This is a genomic window from Thalassobacillus sp. CUG 92003, from assembly GCF_013618635.1.
Lineage (GTDB): Bacteria > Bacillota > Bacilli > Bacillales > Halobacillaceae > CUG-92003.
In genome coordinates this window covers 487,647-503,648 of the sequence record NZ_JABLSJ010000001.1, presented here as the reverse complement: position 1 = coordinate 503,648, position 16,002 = coordinate 487,647, and the positions used below count along the sequence as shown (strand labels likewise).

General features: G+C 46.5%; 16 protein-coding genes. 1 reads left to right on the top strand and 15 read right to left on the bottom strand.

Annotated elements, in window-relative coordinates:
* From HOP45_RS02310 to hpf, 7 genes are all read right to left on the bottom strand, one after another.
* Positions 1-867 (bottom strand): YitT family protein, encoded by an 867-nt coding sequence (locus tag HOP45_RS02310; RefSeq protein WP_181347356.1) that lies wholly within the window; start codon positions 865-867, stop codon positions 1-3.
* A 167-nt stretch (positions 868-1,034) separates the two neighbouring features.
* On the bottom strand, positions 1,035-2,477 hold the full coding sequence (gene panF / locus HOP45_RS02305; RefSeq protein ID WP_181347277.1) for a sodium/pantothenate symporter: 1,443 nt from the start codon (positions 2,475-2,477) through the stop codon (positions 1,035-1,037).
* Positions 2,474-2,764, bottom strand: a complete 291-nt coding sequence (locus HOP45_RS02300) for a YhdT family protein (RefSeq protein ID WP_181347276.1) — start codon at positions 2,762-2,764, stop codon at positions 2,474-2,476. The genes panF and HOP45_RS02300 overlap by 4 nt, the downstream gene beginning before the upstream one ends.
* A gap of 849 nt (positions 2,765-3,613) precedes the next feature.
* Positions 3,614-4,715, bottom strand: a protein-coding gene (gene prfB, locus HOP45_RS02295; RefSeq protein ID WP_181347275.1) for a peptide chain release factor 2 whose coding sequence is annotated in 2 segments (ribosomal slippage) — positions 3,614-4,642 and positions 4,644-4,715 — 1,101 coding nt in all. Because the reading frame shifts where the segments join, the coding sequence is not laid out codon by codon here.
* 77 nt (positions 4,716-4,792) lie between these two features.
* A complete protein-coding gene (gene secA, locus HOP45_RS02290) occupies positions 4,793-7,306 on the bottom strand; it encodes a preprotein translocase subunit SecA (RefSeq protein ID WP_181347274.1) in 2,514 nt (837 codons plus the stop codon).
* Positions 7,307-7,444: 138 nt separating this feature from the next.
* Positions 7,445-7,672 (bottom strand): hypothetical protein, encoded by a 228-nt coding sequence (locus HOP45_RS02285; protein WP_181347273.1) that lies wholly within the window; start codon positions 7,670-7,672, stop codon positions 7,445-7,447.
* Positions 7,673-7,910: 238 nt separating this feature from the next.
* Positions 7,911-8,462, bottom strand: a complete 552-nt coding sequence (gene hpf, locus HOP45_RS02280) for a ribosome hibernation-promoting factor, HPF/YfiA family (RefSeq protein ID WP_181347272.1) — start codon at positions 8,460-8,462, stop codon at positions 7,911-7,913.
* Between the two features lie 1,275 nt (positions 8,463-9,737).
* On the opposite strand from hpf, the gene HOP45_RS02275 reads away from it, so the two are divergent.
* Entirely contained in the window at positions 9,738-10,730 is a 993-nt protein-coding gene (locus HOP45_RS02275) for a nuclease-related domain-containing protein (protein WP_181347271.1), read from the top strand.
* 24 nt (positions 10,731-10,754) lie between these two features.
* Here HOP45_RS02275 and HOP45_RS02270 read toward each other — a convergent pair whose 3' ends face one another.
* From HOP45_RS02270 to fliW, 8 genes are all read right to left on the bottom strand, one after another.
* The gene (locus HOP45_RS02270; protein WP_181347270.1) at positions 10,755-11,138 is read right to left on the bottom strand and encodes a DUF8042 domain-containing protein; all 384 of its coding nucleotides are present in this window, start codon (positions 11,136-11,138) and stop codon (positions 10,755-10,757) included.
* An 8-nt stretch (positions 11,139-11,146) separates the two neighbouring features.
* Entirely contained in the window at positions 11,147-11,500 is a 354-nt protein-coding gene (fliT, locus tag HOP45_RS02265) for a flagellar protein FliT (RefSeq protein WP_181347269.1), read from the bottom strand.
* Complete coding sequence (gene fliS, locus HOP45_RS02260) at positions 11,500-11,901, bottom strand: flagellar export chaperone FliS (protein ID WP_181347268.1); 402 nt, start codon at positions 11,899-11,901, stop codon at positions 11,500-11,502. Before fliS ends, fliT begins: the two co-directional genes overlap by 1 nt.
* Before the next feature lie 25 nt (positions 11,902-11,926).
* Entirely contained in the window at positions 11,927-13,468 is a 1,542-nt protein-coding gene (locus HOP45_RS02255) for a flagellar hook-associated protein 2 (protein WP_255437441.1), read from the bottom strand.
* 14 nt (positions 13,469-13,482) lie between these two features.
* Positions 13,483-13,854, bottom strand: coding sequence for a flagellar protein FlaG (flaG, locus tag HOP45_RS02250; protein WP_181347267.1), 372 nt, complete (start codon positions 13,852-13,854; stop codon positions 13,483-13,485).
* Between the two features lie 140 nt (positions 13,855-13,994).
* Entirely contained in the window at positions 13,995-15,176 is a 1,182-nt protein-coding gene (locus HOP45_RS02245) for a flagellin N-terminal helical domain-containing protein (RefSeq protein ID WP_181347266.1), read from the bottom strand.
* A gap of 133 nt (positions 15,177-15,309) precedes the next feature.
* Positions 15,310-15,537 (bottom strand): carbon storage regulator CsrA, encoded by a 228-nt coding sequence (gene csrA / locus HOP45_RS02240; RefSeq protein ID WP_181347265.1) that lies wholly within the window; start codon positions 15,535-15,537, stop codon positions 15,310-15,312.
* A complete protein-coding gene (fliW, locus tag HOP45_RS02235; protein ID WP_181347264.1) occupies positions 15,509-15,988 on the bottom strand; it encodes a flagellar assembly protein FliW in 480 nt (159 codons plus the stop codon). The genes csrA and fliW overlap by 29 nt, the downstream gene beginning before the upstream one ends.
* Positions 15,989-16,002 lie beyond the last annotated feature (14 nt).

The following is a 16,002-nucleotide window of genomic DNA, read 5'->3' as shown; positions in this document are numbered from 1 at the left end:
TCAGGACGTTTTGAAACCCTCTCCGAGGACTTCCGTAGCGTTCATAGCGACCACAAACGCCCCTGAATCAATCGTTTTCACGGTTTGTGTCAATTTGGTGAATTCGTTTTGCTGAACGACACACATGATGACGCGTCGTTCTTGTTCGGTGTAGCCGCCTGAACCGTTAAGTACGGTGACACCTCGATCTATTTCATTCAATATCGCTTGCTGGACATCCTCAACGTAATCGGTTATGACCATCACCGTTTTCGATGTGTTCAGGCCGACCTGGACAAAGTCGATCGTACGACTCGTCACGAATAACCCGATCAAAGCATAAAGGCCTTCTTCAATCGAGAAGACGAGCGCTGAAGTCGTCACGATAAATCCATCCAGCATCGCCACGCACAAGCCCAAAGGCAGATGCAGGTACTTGTGCACGATTTGAGCAGCCAAATCAATGCCGCCTGTCGAAGCACGTCCGCGAAAGACGATCCCCAAGCCTAATCCGACGCCCATGCCGCCGAAAATAGCCCCAAGCAGGGGTTCTGAGGTAGCCGGATCCAAATGGCTGGTCAGCAATACAAAAATCGGTAAAATAATGGTTCCCACGAGCGACTTAAGTCCAAAGTTCATACCGAGGATGATCAGCCCAGCAATGAAGAGGGGAACATTCAATAGCAGCTGGACGATTCCTGGTTCCCAGTCGAAGACCCCTTTTGTTATCGTACTGATGCCGGCTACACCGCCTGAAGCAATATTGTTAGGTAATAGAAACACATTAAACGCAAGGGCAACAAAAAATGAACCCAGAATCACTAAACTGTATTCAATAATATGTCGTGTTAGCGCAGGCATCGGCTCCCTGCGGTATTTTTTTGCCATCATCATGTCATGTCCACTCCAATTAACAAGCTAATGCCAGTTTCCTCATGATTCACCAAGGAAACTGGCATCTCGACCGTTATGGAGTATAACACTTTGGCCATGCTCTGTAAATGTAACTCAAATAACGCATTAAACCGTTAAAGCGATGCGTTTACGTCAATCGCTTATAAAATCGTTTGCCTTTGTTCCCGGGAATGCGTCAACAAACTGCCTGCCACAAAGGCGGCTAATGACAATAGAACTGGGAGCACGACCGTATGCATTCCAAATGCTGACGGATAGAAATTGTGAAGCAGCGTGTATGACACGATGCCGACCAACATGGAAGCTAGTGCCCCATGCTTGTTGCCCTTTTGCCAATACAACCCAAAAATGACCGGCCATATAAACGCAGCTTCCAGTCCGCCAAACGCGAATAAATTGAGCCAGACGAGTAAATCAGGCGGGTTGATCGCCATCAAGAACACGAAAATGCCGAGCGCGGCTGTAACAGAAATACTCAACTTTTTCACGCGGTTATCCGACGCCCTGGGCTCGATGTAATTCAAATACACATCTTTCACCACGGCGGAACTGACTAACAGCAGCAGCGAATCCACCGTCGACATAATCGCAGCCATCGGAGCCGCGAGCACAATGCCCGCTACCCAGGCCGGTAACACTTCCAGCGCAATCAACGGCATCACTTTGTCCCCAACTTCGATACCGGGGAGAATCGGACGGGCGAATACACCGATCAAATGCATATTCAGCATGATGAACCCGACGACGATCGTCCCGACAATCAACGCACGGTGCATGGAACGCGAATTTTTATACGACATAGCCCGGACGGTCACTTGCGGCAGCCCGACGACCCCGACTCCGACAAGGATCCAAAATGATGACACGTAAGCAGACGATAACCCTCCATCAGCACCATAGGGCGTTATCAGATTAGGATTTTCCGCTTGCAAATCAGCGATAATATTGGAAATTCCCCCGCCAGCGACAATCGTCGCAATCAACAGGATCAACGTGCCGATCAGCATCACAATCCCTTGCAACGTATCCGTTAAGGCCACCGCACGGAAACCACCGATAATGACGTAAACTAATACCGACACAGCAAAGATGAACAACGCCCCTAAATAGGAAATCCCCGTAACCGACTCAATCAAACGGGCGCCGCCAATCCACTGAGCCGCCATCGCTGAAAACAGGAAAACGATAATGCTGAAGGCAGCGACGAGCACGACCCATTTGCTTTGATACCGTTCTTTTAAAAAGTCGATCAACGTGACCGCATTATAACGGCGCGCCATAATCGCAAATTTCTTACCAAGGATCATAAGCACAAAATAACCCGTCACAACCTGGGACATCGCCAAAAGCACCCAGCCAAACCCTTCCGTGTAAGCCACGCCCGGGCCGCCGATAAAGCTTGAGGCACTTCCATATGTAGCGACCATCGTCATCGCCAGCAACAGACCCCCAAGCTCGCGTCCGCCTAAAAAATATTCCGTTAAGAACGAATCCGACGAGCGAACCACCTTGCTAGCAGAAAAACCGATAAAGAAGATGAGCACTAGAAACAAACATAACGGAATAATTACAGCCCCATTCATTGCTCATCCCACCCTTCATCCTCTGGTTCATCATCAAGCGGAACCTCCACGAACCAGAACTTCACCACCACAATCACTAAGATACACATGACGACAAAGCCGAGCACACAGCTGTAAAAAAACCACGCCGGCAAGCCGAACACGTAACTGTATTCTTCCGGTGGCTTGGAACCGAGCCCATAAGCAAAGCCGTACCACCAAATAAAATTGAACACAGCTAACCCAACGCCAATCAACGCTTCGCGATGAGCAATACGAAAGCGGCGATCCTGCTGACGCTCTTTCATCTATGATCTCCCCCTCATTCATAAGTGGATTAATACCTAATAAGTTCCCGCCAAACGGTTAAAACACACATCATGACATAATTCGCTGCCTAAGTCCGCGAATCCTGTTTATCTGTTTAACGAAGTGACGGGCAGTTGACTGGTAATGAGAGGAAGTTGCATGCAAATCGGGGCGACTCGTTTGGAATGACGGGAACTCGCTCAGAAATGGGACTTTCAAGAAGCGGACGACAAGACATAAATCGAGCGCGGCTCTCTGGTGGGAGCTGCGCTCGATCTAGCTGACTACTCTTTCGAAAATTGTGGCAGTTGACTAAAAATGAGGAAAAGTTGCTTGCATTTCTCGAAAGTTGCTTACAAATCGGGACGACTCGTTTGGAATGACAGGAGCTCGCGCAGAAATGACACTTTCTCGATAAGAATCGAACGCATAAATAAATTCGAGCGCGCCGCTCGATCTAGCTGACTACTCTTTCGAAAATTGTGGCAGTTGACTAGAAATGAAGCAAAGTTGCTTATATTTCCAGAAAGTTGCTTGCAAATCGAGGCGACTCGTAAGGAATGACAAGATCTCGCTCAGAAATGGCACTTTCTCGATAAGAAGCGAACGCCATACAAAAAATCGAGCGCGGCGCTCGATCTAGCTGAATTCTCTATCGAAATCTTGGTAGTTGTCTAGAAGTGAGGCAAAGTTGCTTGCATTTCTAAAAAGTTGCTTACAAATCGAGCCAACTCGTATGGAACCACAGAATCTCGCTCAGAGATCTCACTTTCTCGATAAGAACCAATCACCAAACAAAAATCGAACGCAGCTCACTTATAAGAGCGGCGTTCGATCTATCTAAATGCTTAATTCATTTGCATCCGCAGGAAGGCGTTGATGAATTTATCGAGTTCGCCATCCATCACACCTTGTGTATTACCGGACTCAACGTTCGTACGATGGTCTTTTACCATATTGTACGGGTGGAAGACGTAGGAGCGGATCTGGCTGCCCCAGCCGATTTCTTTTTGTTCACCGCGGATCTCATCGAGTTCTTCCTGCTGCTTTTCGATTTCTTTTTGGTACAGCTTCGATTTCAGCATTTTCATCGCTTGTTCCCGGTTTTTGATTTGCGAGCGTTCGGACTGACACGTGACGACGATTTTCGTGGGCTGATGCGTAATCCGAACAGCGGAATCGGTGGTGTTCACGTGCTGGCCGCCTGCTCCGCTGGACCGATAGGTGTCGATCTTCAAATCTTCGCTGTTGATTTCAATTTCTATTGTGTCATCGAACTCTGGCATGATCTCGCACGACGCGAACGAGGTATGGCGTCTGCCCGATGAATCAAATGGCGAAATACGCACGAGTCGGTGCACGCCTTTTTCCGCTTTCAAATAACCGTAAGCGTTGTGGCCTTTGATCAGCAACGTGACGCTTTTCAAGCCAGCTTCATCGCCTGGCAGGTAGTCCATCGTTTCTACTTTGAAGCCTTTACCTTCCGCCCAACGTGTGTACATGCGAAGCAGCATGCTCGCCCAGTCCTGGGACTCGGTTCCGCCTGCCCCGGGGTGCAGCTCAAGGATCGCGCTATTTTTATCATAAGGTTCACTCAACATCATGTTCAGCTCAAATTGGTTCAAGTCTTGATCGAGCTTTTTCACGTCGCGTTCTAACTCTAGCTGCCAATCCTCATCTGCTTCTTCTTTGACTAATTCATAAGAGACCTCGAGGTTTTCATGGGTTTCTTCATGGTCTTCTAATGTATGGACAAGCTCCTTCAGTCCATTGACCTCACCGATGACTTTTTGAGACGTCTCTTGATCATCCCAAAATCCCGGCTCGGTCATCTGTTCCTCGAGCTCAGCTATGCGGGTCTTCTTTTGATCGATGTCAAAGAGACCCCCTGAAGTCCGCTAAACGATTAGCCATATTATCTAACTGGTGCCGAATTTCCGTCATTTCCATACCATTCACCTCTACATAGTGTTAACTGCACACGGGAAGACACTCTCCCGCGTTGGAGAGAGTGCCCGCCTGTGTCATTATCTGCCGTGACATTGTTTATACTTTTTACCGCTGCCACATGGACAAGGATCATTGCGTCCGATATGGTCCTTTTTGACATACGGTTTGTTCTGTTTCTTTTCTTCGCTTTGGTCAGAACCCGATACTGCCTTGGCATCTTCCGCCACTTCCTGACGCTGCAGGTTGTTGCGAATTTGTGCCTTCATGACGTAGCGGGAGACTTCTTCTTCAATGTTGGCGACCATTTGCTCAAACATCGAGAAGCCTTCGAACTGATATTCACGAAGCGGATCGTTTTGACCGTATGCCCGCAAGTGGATACCTTGACGCAGTTGATCCATCTGGTCGATATGGTCCATCCATTTTTGGTCGACGGTACGAAGCAGGATAACTTTCTCAAACTCGCGCATCTGCTCTTCCGTCAGTTCTTCTTCTTTTTCATCGTAACGTTGTTTGACTTTATCGAAAATGAGGTTAATGATCTCTTCTTGATCTTTCCCTTTCAGATCATCAACTGTCACATCGTTTTCTTCGAGAAGATTGGCTCGGACATAATCTACGATGGTATCAAGTTCCCATTCTTCGTCGACTTCCTCAGTCGTATGCGCCTGTACCGTCCGCTCGATCGTCTGGCGCATCATCTGTTCAATGATTTCGCGCAGGTTTTCTGAATCGAGCACTTCAAACCGCTGCTTGTAAATAACTTCACGCTGCTGACGCAAGACATCATCAAAGGAAAGAATGGTCTTACGTGCGTCAAAGTTGTTACCTTCCACACGCTTCTGCGCTGATTCTACAGCTCTTGAAACCATTTTACTTTCGATCGGCTGGGAATCATCCATTCCGAATCTGTCCATCATGGCGCGCATGTTGTCCGAACCGAAACGGCGCATCAATTCATCTTCCATCGACAGGTAGAATTGCGAAACACCAGGGTCACCTTGACGTCCGGAACGTCCGCGCAACTGATTATCGATCCGCCGGGACTCATGACGTTCGGTACCGATAACCGACAAACCGCCCAGTTCCGTTACACCGTCTCCAAGTTTGATGTCCGTTCCGCGTCCGGCCATGTTGGTCGCAATTGTTACAGCGCCTTTTTGACCGGCATTCTCAATAATATCCGCTTCACGGTAGTGGTTTTTGGCGTTCAAAACGTTGTGCTGAACACCCGCTTTTTTCAAATAGTTGGAGATGAGTTCAGACGTTTCCACAGCCACTGTACCGACCAGTACAGGCTGTCCGCGACTATAGCGTTCCTTAATATCATCTACAACGGCACGGAACTTTCCTTCAGTAGACTTATAAACCATATCAGCCTTATCATCACGCACGATCGGTTCATTGGTCGGAATCGCGATGACCCGCATGTTATAGATATTGAGAAACTCTTCTTCTTCGGTTTTAGCAGTACCGGTCATGCCGGCCAGCTTTTCGTACATCCGGAACAAGTTCTGGAACGTGATCGAAGCCAAGGTCATGCTTTCGTTCTGAATTTCCAAACCTTCCTTCGCTTCAATCGCCTGGTGCAAACCATCACTGTACCGCCGCCCTTTCATGAGACGGCCAGTAAACTGGTCGACGATTACAACTTCGCCTTCATCCACCACGTAGTCGGTATCCCGGTGCATCGACGCATGTGCTTTTAACGCCTGGTTAATATGGTGAATCAACGTCACATTGGACAGGTCATATAAATTTTCAATTTTGAAGAACTCTTCTGCCCGGTTGATGCCTTCTTCCGTTAATTGAACATTCTTCGTTTTCTCATCATATGTGTAATCTTCATCCAAATCGAGATGACGCACGAACGAATTCGCTGACTTGTAAAGATCGGCTGACTTCTGAGCGGTCCCGGAAATGATCAGCGGGGTCCGCGCTTCGTCAATCAAGATCGAGTCAACTTCGTCAATGATCGCAAAGTGAAGCGGGCGCTGGACCATCTGTTCCTTATACAGCACCATGTTATCTCGCAAGTAATCAAACCCGAACTCGTTGTTTGTTCCATACGTGATATCCGCTGCATACGCTTCACGCTTTTCATCCTTTGACATGCCATTCAAATTCAACCCGACAGTCAAGCCGAGAAATTCATACAACTCACCCATATCGCGCGCGTCACGATCAGCCAAATAGTCGTTGACCGTGATGATATGGACGCCTTTGCCCGTGATCGCATTCAAATAAGCCGGCATCGTCGAAGCCAGCGTCTTACCTTCACCCGTTTTCATCTCGGCAATATTACCTTCATGCAACGCAATGGCGCCTAACAGCTGCACATTAAACGGGCGCATCTTCAACACACGCTTCGCCCCTTCACGCACAACCGCAAACGCTTCAACCATCAAATCCTCTAAGCTTTCATTATTTTGATAACGTTCTTTGAATTCTTCCGTTTTCTTACGTAAGCCATCGTCCGACAGCTTTTCAATATCAGTTTCCAGCGCTTCAATATCATCCGCATCTTTCTGCAGACGCTTCAGTTGACGCTGGGTTCCATCACCGATAATTTTCTTTAATGTTCCTAACATTTGTACCGCTCCTCTATCAATTTGGCACACACTTTACCTTGTATAATCCATACATAATCATAACACTAAGAGAAGCGGGCAAGCAACAAACTGCCCTCCCGATTGTTCGACAAAATGAACGAGCAGTCCGAGGCTGGACTACTCATTCACCGGAGATGTATAGGAAGGTACAGAGGAGACAAAACGCGAGCACTGCTCACGGACAATCATGTGGTGCTCCACGCCGGTCTGGCACTTATCCAATTCATTAACACGTCGATTCGTCGCCGCCACGATCTCAACCAACTGGACAATCACACGCTCTTGCTGCTTAAGCATGTGCTCCAACTGCTGACAATCCTGACAGCAATAAGTAGTATGAGGCATACTATACATCTCCTTCAGCTTGAGGGGGTTGTGAGGCACACCTATGTTATACCATGGTATTTAACGCAGCCGCCACTCATCGTTTTGGCAAAAATGCGGTCAGAGGGAACGACAAAATAACTGAAATAACTCCAAATTGTTCATTATAATGACCGAACCAAGGTTAATTTTCCTTTTTTCTATCTTTCGACAAAAAATATGACCCCGCCACATCGGGCAGGATCATAGTTTCAACCTTTTATGAATTGGGCTCGATCAGACCATAACGGCCATCACGGCGCTTATACACAATATTCGTATCATTCGTTTCCGCGTTCGTAAAGACATAGAATATGTGTCCCAGCATATCCATCTGCAGGACAGCTTCCTCACTATCCATCGGTTTTAAATCAAATCGTTTCGTTCTTACTATTTCAATATCAGATTCTTCTTGAATTTCCTCCTGAGCTTCTTTCTCCAGCTCAGCAAATACGTATTTCGGCGCCCCATCTTGTCGGAATTTGCGATTCACCTTCGTTTTGTGCTTACGAATTTGTCGCTCCAGTTTATCAACCACAAGGTCGATGGCAGCGTAAAGATCAATATGACGCTCTTCTGCACGAAGCAAAAGATCTTTCATCGGGATCGTTACCTCAATTTTCTGCTCATCATTATAGACACTTATATTCACATGAACCTCTGAGGTTAGGGGTGTGTCAAAGTAGCGTTCTAGCTTGCCTACCTTTTTCTCTACGTAGTCTTTTATCGCTCCTGTGACCTCTAAATTTTCACCTCGAAAGTTATACTTCATCTCAAAGTGTCCTCCTTTCATCCTTATGTAGTTATAATTCTACCATACCCTCGCCCATTCCTGCATAAACTTTCGCAATTTTTTGACTAAACTGTGTCGGAAGATGTTGGGAAAGCCGGTAGTTGCAGGCTTTTATGGCAGTTTTCTCGGCGGTTGGCGGGGGTTTTTGTCGGTGCTTGGGCTGTGTTGGTGCGAGGTTTGGGGATGATGCTGGGAGTGAAGTGTGGTTGGGGTTGTATTGGTGTGAAGTTGGCGTGGAGGAGGCGGGAATTTGGATCGACTAGGGATGAATCGGCGTTGTGATTGTTGGTTTTGGCATGTAATGAGGTGCTGGGGGGTGGGCATGGAAATGGGAGGGTTTGGACTGTATTTGGGTCGGGGTGACTTATATTTTGTCAGGTTTGGATTGGATTAATGGATTCTGTTTGTTTGCTGGAGGGGGAAGGATTGAAAGTGTGTGAGTTGGATTAATTAGATTAAGGATTGGAATGTATCTTAGTGGGTTTGGCTTGTAAATGTGGGTTGGAATGAAAGGTTCCGATTTTGGCTTATATTTTTGTAGATTCGGCAGGGTGTGGGGCTAAATTGGATTGGTGAAGTGCTAATTTGGCGTGGTGGGTATGGGATTTGGCTTGTAATGAAGGGCTTGATAGGTCGGGGCATGAATAAGTGGTGACTTGGATTATAATTTAGCTACAGGGCTTGTATGTTGCCCGAGCTGGATTGAAAAGAGGGTTTCTTTTCATTTGCTTGAGTAGTAAGGATTATTAGCTGGGGTGGTAGGCTTATACATAATGAGTTTTGGAATGAATCGGGTTGCGTTTGGCTTGTAAGAATAGGCAGGATTAAATAGTGCCTGATTTAGCCTGAATTGATGCAAATACGGCGTATAAACCACGCGAGGCATGAAAGGTTCCGATTTCAGCTTATATTTTACTAGATTCGGCAGGATGCAGATCCAAATTGGCTGGTCAAATGCTATTCCGGCATGGTGAACGGCACATTTGGCTTATATCACCTCTCCGCCAGACCACCAGGATTAAAAAATCAGCAATAAGCTTATAAAAAAATTATTCGGCGCATATACGCAAACCTCGGCTCAAAAATCGCCTAAACTGGATCATACATTTCCCCAGCGAAACCCAATGGATTATATTTCTACTAATCTGGCTTATAAGTCTCCCAAACCGGACCATAACTTTCGACAGAAACCTCAATATTGTAGCAGGAATTCCCCGATCAATGCGGAATGTATAATGAAAAGGAGTGATAGTTATGATTGTAAAACCACTTAAAGTCCCGCTTCATCTATTAAAATATGAAGCACTGCTGCGACGGCTGCCGGAGCACCATCCTCGTTACCGTGATGTCCAGCAAGATGATGCTAAATATACGGCTGGTCATCGAGGTGAGGATGCTCTGACTTATCATTATGACCGACTGCCTGATAAGGACTTTTATCGGCTCCACGATTTGCGCCTACCACTTTCAAAGCATTTCTTCCAACTCGATACCCTCATCCTTACCCCTCGTTTTGCCGCCATTTTAGAAGTGAAAAATTTCGCTGGGACGCTCATCTTCGATCATGTATTTAATCAATTGATTCGCAGGCATAACGGACGGGAGGAAGCATTTGAGGATCCGCTGCTCCAAGTTGCTGAACAAAAAGAGATGCTGACGCGCTGGCTTAGGCTACAAGGTTTTCCTCAGGATTATCCAATTAAACCGCTCGTTGTAATCAGTCACGCAAACACAGTCATTAAAGCATCAGACAATCATCCAACAGCACGCAATACTATCATTCATGCCAATTTTCTACCTAAAAAACTGCATGATTATTGGACCGCTCACCCCCGCCACATTTTATCAGACAGCCACATCCATTCCCTCAGCCAAACACTTCTTCAAAACCACACGCCGCAAAATCCTGACCTGCTGGATCGCTACAACATTAAACCAAGCGACCTTATAACCGGCATACAGTGTGCATCGTGCACGCGTTTTGCTATGGCCCGGAAAAGGGGCAGCTGGGTGTGTACGTCTTGTTCATCCACCGACCGACTTGCTCACCTGCCCGCCGTCAGGGATTTCGCGTTATTAATCGGACCGAGCGTAAGAAACCGGGAGCTGCGGCAATTTTTACAGCTGACATCTCCGAAAGTAACCTCCAATCTATTAAACGCACTCCACCTCCCCACGCAAGGCAAAAACAAATCCTATCGCTACACGTTAGCCCATCCATCAGGGATACCTTTAATTACGCCATAAAAAATACACCGAACCACGAGAGGATCAGTGTACCAGATAAGGTTCTAAAAAATTACGCATCTGCTGCTTCCAACTGACGTAAATTGGAATCACCTGAGAGGTCAAAAGCTGCCGTTTGCTTTCATTTGATTCATGATCATACCAGCCGAGCAGCATATCGGTCAGATCACGGAAATCTTCCATCAGCCTTTCGAGCTGTTCACCGGGAAACAAGACCGCCATCTGATCGTGGCTGTGGTTCATCTGCTCAAGCGCATTGATGATATCCCGGAAAACCTGATCGGCCTCGGGCGGTGCTGGATCTGTGATGTTTTCACCAAGATAGGCAAACCCGTCAGAAAGGGCATCAAGTAACTGGTTGTAGTCAATCAGCATTTGGTGCTGAGCGGGTTGCAGTTGTTCCGTCACACAATCACCTACTTTTTCTTATCTAAAAACATGCCATCGCTGGTGGCCACATTTTGATAAGGATTAACATATTTACGGTTGGACGATTTTTGTTTTTTCATCGATTTCATCTCAGCCTTCAGTCCGGTGAAAAGGGTCTCCAGCTTGGCCTGAGATCGCGGTTCCATCTCAAGAATATGAGCCGCCCACTGTTTTTCCTCGTCCGTTTCTGGAGAAGGAGCATCTTCCAGGTAGCGCCCCCGTTCATCCAGGATGTCGTTCACGTCATCGACGACTTGAGCACGATCCTGTTTGCTGTGATCCTGCTCAAGCCGTTCGTTCAACTGTAATGATAACTGGTAAATATATTCGATTGTATTCACTAAGCATTACCGCCTGCACCATGCTGGAGCTTACGATTTTGGCGGATGACTTCCTTCCACGTGTCCCGGAATTCCGTGACCAGGCCGGATACTTCGTCTAATATGTCGGCATCGTTGTTAATGTTTGCTTCTATTAGTCGGTGGTTCATATATTCATAGAGTGACATCATCTGTTCAGAAATTTCCATATCAGGATTCAATGTTACCATCAGTTCCTGGATGATTTTCTGAGCTTTTTGGATGTTGGTATTTTTTTGCTGATGGTCTGCGTCCACGATGTTTTTCCTGGCGTGCTTAATGAATTTCAGACAGCCGTTATAAAGCATCAAGGTCAGCTCTCCGGGTGACGCCGTGTTGACCGCGTTATTTTGGTAAGCTTGATAGGGTTGGTTCATGGACATGGTGTTTCAACACTCCTTCTCGAAATTACATCATACCTCCGCCACCGCCAAATTTCTGGGTGATCATAGACGACTGCTGGTTGGCTTTTTGCACGACACGTTCCATTTCGGTAAACTCTCGCCAATATCGGTCCTCGATATCCACTAACCGGCGTTCAAAATCGGCTTTACGTTCGGTTAAATCTTTCAAATCGCGGCCGATGGAATACTGCTCGAGCGTCTGTGTTCCTTTACCGGCACGGGTTTCGATTGAACTCATGGCGTTATCAATCGATCCGTTCAGCCGGTTGAGAATGCCTTGTTGGGAGCCCTCCTCACTGTTTGAGAACAGTTTGTACACACTGTCAGGATCCTCTTGCATCGCGTTTCGCAGCTTGGTTTCATCGATTTCCAGCTTGCCGCCATCCTGATAATTCGACGACGTGGTGATCCCGATTTCGGACATGCGTGAATAGGCGCTGTCGTTGTCGACTTCCGCATACCAATCCTGGCGCATTGAATTGATCGCTCCCGAAAGAATGCTGTCACCGCGCAGCATCCCGCTTTGCGACTTTTCTTCCCAGAGTTCAATTTCCTTCTCTGACATCTCGCTTCGTTGTTCTTCCGTCAGCGGTTTATAATCACGAAACTTTTCTTCATTCAATTTGCCATCCATCTTCTCAATCGTTTCGTTATACTTATTGACGAAATCCTTGATATTTTGGATGGAATCTTCTGTATTGTTCCTGACGTTGATCGTCGCAGAACTTTCAGTCGTTTCTTGGAAATCAAATGTGATACCGTTGATTTCATAATTGTTGTTATGCGTTTCGACTTCCATGACATTATTGTAGGTCAACTTCGCATTCGTACCGCCCTGTTCCTGAGCCGGGTCCATCTGGAGGGCATTCGTTAAGAAACTGCCGGCTCCTCCGTCAAATTGGATTTCTGAGCCGCCTTCATTGAAATTTCCGGTCTGCTTTTTTTCCATGACGACTTTATCAGCGGTTTGATCATAAAAAGCCCGCACGCCCAGGTCAGAGGAACTGATGTCGTCAAGCAAATCGTTCAGGGATTGATCGCTATTCACCGTAAAGGTCTTCGACACGGCCTCCCCATTCGCGTCATGCGTTGTCAGCTCAAACGATTCTCCCGAAGTGAAATCACTGTTCGCAAATTTACCGATTTCATCACTCAGTTTGGCATCGGGATCGATTTTATCCGTTGCATCAGCTGACAAACTGGCTTGACTCGCGTTCACAGCAGCAGTCGCCAGCTGATCGACAGAGATGTTATAGCTGCCCGCCTCACTGGATGAACTCGCCGTTGCTGTAATCGCATCAGACTGAGAAGAAGACGCACTTTTACTTTTATAATTTTCGGATAAGCGCATGTCAGCTGCGGCACTGTCCAAATCGAATAAAAGCGTGTTCATTTCCCGATAGTCATCACGCTTGAATTCCTGCGTCGCGATGTCCTGCTCCATCTTTTTCAGCGGCATCTTTTCCGCTTTCATCAGATCAGAAACAATCTTATCGATATCCATGCCGGACACCAGACCACCGATGCGCATACTGTTATTCATCATCTTTCATCACCGCCTTAAATTTTTTCATCTACGATAAACCCCATGAATTCAGCCATAGCTGCGTAAACATCCAACATTTTTTTCGGAGGGATCTCTTTCACGACTTCGTCGGTCTGCTTATCGACCAACGTGACGTAATAGCGCTCCAGCTTATCATGGAACTCAAATTTCAACGATGTATCGGTCGGCTCTAAAAACTCATTCAAGCTCTCCACGACCTGTTCGTAATCTGTCTTCTGATTAACATCCTCTGGTAACATCTGAGGTTCGTCCAATTGAATAAGGTGCTGAGTCGGTTCAGATCCGTCTCGTGCGGAAGCAGTTGCAGAGATGTGTTCAGTCTTTTGCAGAAGATGGGATCTGGATAGTAACGTTCCTACATCCATGTCAAGCCCACTCCTTCACCGATTACCTTCTATTGGGTATATCGGTAATAGCTGAACATTATTAAAGGAAAGCGGGGAATTAATTTAGCGGGGAAAAAGAAAAAGCCACCCGGCATAAGCCAGATGACTTTGGAAACATCTTATTGTAGAAGCTGCAGGACACCTTGAGGCTGTTGGTTCGCCTGTGCCAGCATCGACTGAGCAGCCTGAGAAAGGATGTTGTTCTTCGTAAAGTCCATCATTTCCGCAGCCATGTCTGTGTCACGAATACGAGACTCAGCAGCTGTCAAGTTTTCAGAAGATGTGCCAAGATTGTTGATCGTGTGATCCAAACGGTTTTGTATTGCCCCCAATTTAGAACGTTCACTGGATACTTTTTCAATGGCACCATCAATGGCACTGATTGCTGAATCAGCTGCCCCCTGAGATGAGATATCAATGCCTTTGCTTGTATCTCGATCAGTTCCTGAAGCTGTGATACCACCACCAAAGTACCCTTCTAAATCAGTAACATCATTTGAAGAACCATCTTGTCCTTCGGTGAATCCATTAACTTGAACACCTGACGTTGAGCCTGTACTATCTGATGTGATTTTAATTCCACCATCGTCATTTAATGAAGCAGTCCCATTGCTGATCGATGAGTTAATCGCATCAGTCAAATCCTGTGCAGTGGCTACAGAATCATCAACCGTAACTGTTGATGAGGTGCCATCTATAGTAACATCAAAACTTCCATCAGTAGAAATTGCTCCTCCGGTTCTAAAATCGTCTGCAGTACCTTCTGACACACCTTCAGCCGATGATGCACCTCTCACCACATCAAGAGCATCAGCACTCATCTCATCAATGGAAATGTCAATTGACTGGTTTTCATTTGCTCCAATCTGGAAGCTACCAGAAAAATTTCCATCCAATAATGTTTTAGAGTTGAACTCTGTGTCTTCAGAGATGCGACCAAGTTCTTGAGACAATTGGTCCACTTCTTTTTGAAGTTCAGCACGATCAGCATCTGTGTTCGTGTCGTTGGAAGACTGAACAGCCAGCTCACGCATACGCTGCATGATGGAGTGAGATTCGTTCATCGCACCTTCAGCTGTTTGAACAAGCGAGATACCATCTTGGGCGTTACGCTGGGCTTGTTCGAGTCCGCGGATTTGGCCACGCATTTTTTCGGAAATCGCAAGACCTGCTGCGTCATCGCCTGCTTTGTTGATGCGAAGACCTGAGGATAGCTTTTCCAATGAATTTTGGGTTGCGTTGTTGTTTCCTTGCAGTTGGCGGTGCGTGTTCAGCGCCGCAATGTTGTGATTGATTTTCATAATCAATTTCCTCCTTGAAATTAAATAGTGTCCTCCACGTCCTTGTGGAAGTAAGTATTCAAATGGCTAAAGTCGGCCGCCTTTAGCATCATTTGCTTTTACACTACTTATATCGGAGGTCATTTGGGATTGTTTAACGTTTTTGCTGATTTTTTAATAGATTCAGTAAATCGGCTTGGAAGGTCGCGGCTTCGCTGTTTTCTTCCTGAATGGCTGCGTAAATTTCCTGACGGTGGATTTCGACATGGTTAGGGGCCGATATACCTAGTTTTACTTGATCCCCCTCGACTCCGAGGACTTTGATTTCAATATCATCACCGATTTGGATGGCTTCATTCAGTTTCCGACTGAGTACGAGCATGGGAGTCCGCCTCCTTTTCATCAGAGGCTGACGGTGCGATAGCATGTTTGGTTGTATATTCGGACGTATTGAGAATGATCTGCTTCCCTTTCTTCGCAGAACGATTGATGATGACCGGGGCTTGCAGATTGGCCGTCGTTTTCTCAAACGGCTTTTGCAACGTTAATATCACAAATACACTGACGTCTGCTTCACTCGCAATATCCAACTGGTCTACCGAAGCATCATCAAGATCAAATTCATACGTCTTAAAAAAGAGATAAGGATTGGCAACAATAAACGCCAGTTCTGCGTTCTCTGTTGACTGGAAAATATGGAAGGCGGGGTTGTCGGGTAAGTCGATTAAAACGAAATGCTTTTCGTCTGTAAAACCGGGCAAGCCGTGCGGAAAGGTTAGAATACTTTCGTCGCTGACATCTACTTCACCTAAATAGACAGATTGTATATTCATAAGTCACCACTTCT

Bases quoted from the DNA above. Each gene is read 5' to 3' on its own strand.
- HOP45_RS02310 (WP_181347356.1), bottom strand. From the start codon at position 867: ATGGCAAAAAAATACCGCAGGGAGCCGATGCCTGCGCTAACACGACAT.
- panF (WP_181347277.1), bottom strand. From the start codon at position 2,477: ATGAATGGGGCTGTAATTATTCCGTTATGTTTGTTTCTAGTGCTCATC.
- HOP45_RS02300 (WP_181347276.1), bottom strand. From the start codon at position 2,764: ATGAAAGAGCGTCAGCAGGATCGCCGCTTTCGTATTGCTCATCGCGAA.
- secA (WP_181347274.1), bottom strand. From the start codon at position 7,306: ATGTTAGGAACATTAAAGAAAATTATCGGTGATGGAACCCAGCGTCAA.
- HOP45_RS02285 (WP_181347273.1), bottom strand. From the start codon at position 7,672: ATGCCTCATACTACTTATTGCTGTCAGGATTGTCAGCAGTTGGAGCAC.
- hpf (WP_181347272.1), bottom strand. From the start codon at position 8,462: ATGAAGTATAACTTTCGAGGTGAAAATTTAGAGGTCACAGGAGCGATA.
- HOP45_RS02275 (WP_181347271.1), top strand. From the start codon at position 9,738: ATGATTGTAAAACCACTTAAAGTCCCGCTTCATCTATTAAAATATGAA.
- fliS (WP_181347268.1), bottom strand. From the start codon at position 11,901: ATGTCCATGAACCAACCCTATCAAGCTTACCAAAATAACGCGGTCAAC.
- HOP45_RS02255 (WP_255437441.1), bottom strand. From the start codon at position 13,468: ATGATGAATAACAGTATGCGCATCGGTGGTCTGGTGTCCGGCATGGAT.
- flaG (WP_181347267.1), bottom strand. From the start codon at position 13,854: ATGGATGTAGGAACGTTACTATCCAGATCCCATCTTCTGCAAAAGACT.
- HOP45_RS02245 (WP_181347266.1), bottom strand. From the start codon at position 15,176: ATGAAAATCAATCACAACATTGCGGCGCTGAACACGCACCGCCAACTG.
- csrA (WP_181347265.1), bottom strand. From the start codon at position 15,537: ATGCTCGTACTCAGTCGGAAACTGAATGAAGCCATCCAAATCGGTGAT.
- fliW (WP_181347264.1), bottom strand. From the start codon at position 15,988: ATGAATATACAATCTGTCTATTTAGGTGAAGTAGATGTCAGCGACGAA.